We start from the raw sequence: 5,588 nt of genomic DNA, 5'->3' as shown, positions 1-5,588 counted from the left end.
AACAGTGATCTTGTATCTAAAAATCTAACGATCTATTGTGTTTATAAATTCGCAAAGATTTTTACAATATGTGTGTCTGTTCAGAAAGTGCCAGTTGCAAGGCTTTCGAAGCCGCCAAAAACGGAGTTTACTTTTCGTAAATGAGTATTTTGGCGGCAAGCGTAACACAGCAAATGGTACTTAATGGACAGAAGACACTATTTATCATCAGGAACTACAACCGTCTCCTGAACAATAGCTGAAACCTGGAAAAAACCTAAAGCTCCGTTGCTGATATTTCCGGTAATGGTCACTCCTGCCGGAGGGGTAAACGGGTTGTATCCTACTCTGTTTTTTTCTGCCGCCTGCACAAAATCGTAGTACTGCCCGCTAACCGACAAAACATATACATCTATTGTATCACCGGGGTTGGCTTCAATATTGCCAAAGATTACAGCATCCTCGAGCCAGATATTATTGGTGAGCTGATCGGTATATTGCGACCATACACTTACAGAGTCGTATGGCACCTCATTTATGGCATATTTGGCGATAAACCTTTCATTTTCGCGTTCGTTGTCTTTGATCCACGCAGTTATTTCATAAATGCCTGCATCTTCATCTTCCCAACGATCGGGTTGAACTTTTACTGAATGTATGTTGACTGAAGGCGGCATGAGCGATTGTGCTTCATAGATTTCTCCCTCTATGCTGATGCTAAGATTATAGGTAGTATCTATTCCCGGCTGAAAGTCCTCAGGAGCCTGATAGATGCCGTCTCTGATGTGATTGAATGTGTAGGTATTATTTTCATCGCTCACTGTAACTATGGCATTTTCAATTACAGGGTATTCAGTGCCATCCATGTATGGCGCAGTGCGGGTAAGTTCAATCTGCCTGTAATCGGGATGGTTCCCCAGTACGCCATATACAACGGGAAGCTTATCGTTCAGGGTTTCGATCTTCGGATCAAATTGCACTCTTTCACAACTGATGATTATGAGTGTTGTCGTAAATATGCAGATTAATCTGTTTATGCCTGATGCCATGATAATTCGATATTAAAATTTGAAATTATAGGTAACGGATGGAACAATTCGAAACATTACTGTCTTGTACGCATTTATTTTATTCGGGGTGTCCGGGTCTTCTTCGAATTGCACCGAATAGGCATTGGCCCGGTTGTAGGCATTATAGGCACCTATGTGCCATTCGCCTTCCCACTTTCGACCAGGTTTGTCTTTATTTTTAATGGAGACAGCCACATCGAGCCGATGATAATCGGGAAGGCGCGAACTGTTTTTATCGCCATAAACGGGAAGACTCGACTGTGCATGTTTGAAACGCATTGTCGGATAAGTAATGGGTGCTCCCGTACGGTAGTTCCACACCGAAGAAATGTTTATACGATTCGATATCCGGTAATTGAGAACGATATTAAGGTTGTGTGGGATGTCGTAATTGGCCGGATATTTCCTTCCGTTGTTGATATCAGGAATTTTCCTTCGGGCCTTAGACCAGGTATAGCCCAACCATCCGTTTAGACGGCCTTCATTCTTTCTTAGTAAAAACTCAATTCCGTAAGAATAAGCCTTGCCAATTCTGATTTCTTTCTCCAACTGGTCATTGAGCATCAGATTGGCATTGGCGTCAAAGTCTATCTGGTTGTCCATCCACTTGTAGAATGTTTCAACAGATGCCTCGTACTGGTTGTTATTGAAGTTTCGAAACCAACCGGCAGAGATTTGATCGCACTTCTGTGGTTTTACGTATTCCGATGCAGGGAACCACACATCCAGAGGCGTGCCGGCTGTTGAATTGGAGGCCAGTTGAATGTATTGGTAAGTTCGGCTGTATGAACCTTTTATCGAGGTATGTTCATTGAGCATGTAGCGGGCACTAAATCTGGGCTCAAACCTTGTGTAAGTATTAAAGATGTCATTGTTTTTGTAATGTATGGTATCTGTTACTTCGTAATCTTCATTGATACGAAAGACCGTTGCTTTTCCGATATTCTGGAAAGCCGACATTCTCAATCCGGCATTAACACTTAGTTTAGCACCAATTTTTTGTTCTGCCAGAAGATATGTCCCATATTCCATGGCTTTATTGTCGGGTACTTTATAGTCGCTGGGCTGATCCGACACCTCGAAACGTCCGGGCTGAATAAAATGGCGAATGGCCTGGGCACCAAAACGAATCTTTGAGGATGGGGAAAGAAACCAGGTGAAATCATATTTGGCACTCAGGTTTTCAAGATAGGATGTCCAATTGTAATCGGGGCTTCCTTCGTTTATCTCTACCTGGTAATTGTATTTTGAATAGAGCAATGTCAGATTAGAGAAAAGCCTGTCGCTGAATAAATGATTCCATCGAAAAGTAAAGGTGGCATTTCCCCAGTTCATACCAAAATCATCAGCATATCCGTAAGCGTCTTTGCCAAAATATCCGGAAATAAAAAACCGGTTATTACTGTTTAGTTCATAATTGGCTTTGGCATTAAGGTCGTAAAAATACAGTTTGTTGTTGTTGATCGATGAATCGGAAGACAGCTTCAGGAACATGTCTGCATAAGTGCGTCGACCTGAAATTATGAATGAACCTTTGTCCTTTTTTATGGGGGCTTCGAGTGTGAGACGGCTGGCAATGATTCCGATGCCCCCTTCGGCTTTAAATTCTTTGGTGTTTCCGTCGCGCATCCTCACATCCAGTAGGGAAGATAAACGGCCACCTGCCGAAGCCGGAATATCACCTTTGTAAAGTGTCACATCCTTAATGGCATCGGCATTAAAAACCGAGAAGAACCCCATGAGATGACTTGGATTATAGACAGTAGCTTCGTCCAGAAGTACGAGGTTTTGGTCTGTTGCTCCCCCTCTCACGCTGAATCCGCTGCTTCCCTCTACCGGTGTCTGAATTCCAGGCATCATCTGTATGGATTTCATTACGTCGGATTCGCCTAACAGCACCGGCATGGTTTTTATGGTTTTGGCGTCCATTTCAACCATTCCCATTTGTGTACTGCTGATATTATGGTTGGCTGCCCGGCCTCTGATTTCTACGGCATTTAGTTCAATGTTTTTTGGAATCAATTCAATGTTGAGTTTTTGATTTTCAGAAACATTTACGGTCTTTACCTGATCCTGATAGCCGACGTATGAGAACTGAATTGTATATTTCCCTTTGGGAAGTGTCAGAGAATAAAAACCGTAAGCATTTGTAGCTGTTCCTGATTGCAGCTCCTGAACGTAGAGGGTAGCTCCTATAAGGGTTTCGCCTGTTTTACTGTCTTTGATATGACCACTCAATGTAACGTTGGTCTGAGCCTCTGTATTATCACTAATCAATAAAAGGATAAAACAGGCAATAAGTGTTTTTATCTCCATAAATTACGGCGGGTTTTTGTGTTTAATAAATTTCGGCACAAAATAAACCTGAATATTTATTTGCCCCAAATTTTTATGGTGAACAACGGTATAAGACTGGTGAAGTGCGAAAAAGGGGAAATGGTTTATTTTGCTAATTTTGCGGTCTGTTTTAGGTCTGATGAGAAGGTGGCAGGATTGGAAGGCATGGGGCATGGAGCAAGGTGATTACGGTTGTCTTTGACCCGGGAAGGGGGAGACAGTTGGATAAAAAGGGAGAAAGCAGAAGGCAGAAGGCAGAAATAATAAATGCCTTTGGAGTCATATCACTCTGTATGAGAAAGAGTGCAATAAACATAGCTGCGTAAACTCTTTATTATGAAGAAAAAACGAAAATCAGTGATGCCTGGTGCATTATGTTATGCTTGACGCTAATTGATGAACAAATGTGGTTAATATTAACGCTTTTTTCAGCATTTTTTCTTGGCTTCTACGATATACTCAAAAAAGTATCCCTACGCGACAATGCCGTATGGCCGGTATTGTTTTTCGGAGCTTTGACGAGTACATTCATATTCCTTCCTTTGGTTTTGCTGTCAGAATATGGTATTTTGGAAAGTGGAGATATAGTTTTTGTACCCCGTCTTAATACGCGTGAACATTGGATGGTACTATTGAAAACAACCATTGTTTTGACTTCGTGGGTGTTCAATTATTTTGCACTGAAACATCTGCCACTTACCATTGTTGCGCCAGTAAGAGCTACCGGGCCCCTTTGGACACTGATCGGTGCCATCGTTATTTTCGGTGAACAATTAAGCGGGCTTAGATGGGCAGGATTACTGCTGACGCTCTTTTTCTTTTTTCGTTTTTCCACTGTTGGAAAAATGGAGGGACTATCGTTTCGTAAAAACAAGTGGATGTGGTTTGTGATAATCGGAACGCTTGCCGGTGCTGTCAGTGCCCTCTACGACAAGCATATCCTTCGTCAGGTAGATCGTGTTGCGGTGCAAGCCTGGTTTTCCTTTTACCAGGTAGTGTTATTGCTGCCTGTTTTGTGGTTTGTCCGTCGCAAGCGACCCTCCCGTACGCCTTTTTTCTGGCGTTGGACGATTCCGCTCATTGGTCTTTTTCTGGTGATTGCCGATTTTCTCTATTTTTATGCCATTAGTGAGCCTGAATCGTTGATTTCAGTCATCTCAGCACTACGACGTAGCAGCGTAATTGTTCCCTTCGTATTTGGAGCCTTAATGTTCGGTGAAAAGAATGTGAAGAAGAAGGCTTTATACCTTGGGGGCATTCTTATAGGAATTGCATTGTTGTTATTAGGTTAAAACACAAAAAACACCACAACGCCTGCAACAGCGATAAAAGCCCCGATAACTTCTTTTGTAGTAATTTTTTCTTTAAAAATGTATCGGGCGGGCAGGATGATCATCACAGGCGTCAGTGCCATCAGCGTTGAGGCTATACCGGTAGAGGTGTATTTTACTGCCAGCAGGCTGAATGAGACCCCTAAAAACGGACCGAAGAAGGCACCGATTGAGATGCTCCCCATGGCCGATTTATTTTTCAAAGCCTTCCGGACGTTACCCCAACGACGCATGAAGAAAAATACAATCGAAAAGCCTGCTATTCCGGCTATTACCCTTATCTGGGTCGACATAAAAGCATCCAGTTTGCCCATTCCCAGTTTGCTCAGCACCAAACCTAAAGCCTGACCGGCTGCGCCGCCGAAAGCCAGCAGAAGTCCTGCCACCGGAAAGTTGAGTGAAAAACGCTTTCCTTTTACCGGTCGCGCCAGTACAACCAATGCAATACCGCTAATTGTAAGTATCATCCCTAAAATATTGATGAGAGTCATCCGTTCTCCCAGAATAATCAGTCCGAAAAGAGCTGTAAGCGGAGGGGTAAGCGACATAATGAGCATCGACACGCGCGCGCCGACTACCACGAAAGCCTTAAACAACAACAAATCACCAATAACGAAGCCGACCAGTCCCGACAGACTTAACCACAGCCAGGCATGTGAACCTGCATCTGCCGGCCAAAAATGCCCTCTTGTTATGGTCGTAAACAATCCAAGCAATACCAGTGCCATAACCAATCGGATTAAATTGACCGACAATGAGCCTACTTTTTTTCCGGCCGATTCGAAAGCCATGCTTGTAGCTGTCCAGCATATTGCTGTAACAAGGGCCGATAGTTCACCGAGATGACTTGTGATATATTCCATCTTGTATT

The 5,588-nt window shown here is 43.2% G+C and carries 4 protein-coding genes; 1 reads left to right on the top strand and 3 read right to left on the bottom strand.

Features of this window, described 5'->3' with window-relative positions; all coding sequences use genetic code 11:
- Positions 1-197 precede the first annotated feature (197 nt).
- The gene (locus OQ5_RS0117730; RefSeq protein WP_082179620.1) at positions 198-1,028 is read right to left on the bottom strand and encodes a DUF4249 family protein; all 831 of its coding nucleotides are present in this window, start codon (positions 1,026-1,028) and stop codon (positions 198-200) included.
- A 12-nt stretch (positions 1,029-1,040) separates the two neighbouring features.
- Positions 1,041-3,365, bottom strand: coding sequence for a TonB-dependent receptor (locus OQ5_RS0117725; protein WP_016778769.1), 2,325 nt, complete (start codon positions 3,363-3,365; stop codon positions 1,041-1,043).
- Between the two features lie 425 nt (positions 3,366-3,790).
- Here OQ5_RS0117725 and OQ5_RS0117715 point away from each other — a divergent pair, with 425 nt between their 5' ends.
- The gene (locus OQ5_RS0117715; protein ID WP_026055383.1) at positions 3,791-4,678 is read left to right on the top strand and encodes a DMT family transporter; all 888 of its coding nucleotides are present in this window, start codon (positions 3,791-3,793) and stop codon (positions 4,676-4,678) included.
- On the opposite strand, the gene OQ5_RS0117710 is transcribed toward OQ5_RS0117715, so the two are convergent.
- Positions 4,675-5,588, bottom strand: a 914-nt coding sequence (locus tag OQ5_RS0117710) for a DMT family transporter (RefSeq protein ID WP_016778766.1), incomplete at its 5' end; no start/stop codon positions are given. The genes OQ5_RS0117715 and OQ5_RS0117710 overlap by 4 nt on opposite strands.

The organism is Anaerophaga thermohalophila str. Valhall (genome assembly GCF_000250735.1).
Classification (GTDB): Bacteria; Bacteroidota; Bacteroidia; order Bacteroidales; family Marinilabiliaceae; genus Anaerophaga; species Anaerophaga thermohalophila_A.
Note: the sequence above shows the minus strand (reverse complement) of the source record. Positions and strands in the feature narration are given on the sequence as shown.

Coding starts and splice junctions, on each gene's coding strand:
- OQ5_RS0117730 (WP_082179620.1), bottom strand. CDS start 1,028: ATGGCATCAGGCATAAACAGATTAATCTGCATATTTACGACAACACTC.
- OQ5_RS0117715 (WP_026055383.1), top strand. CDS start 3,791: ATGTGGTTAATATTAACGCTTTTTTCAGCATTTTTTCTTGGCTTCTAC.
- OQ5_RS0117725 (WP_016778769.1), bottom strand. CDS start 3,365: ATGGAGATAAAAACACTTATTGCCTGTTTTATCCTTTTATTGATTAGT.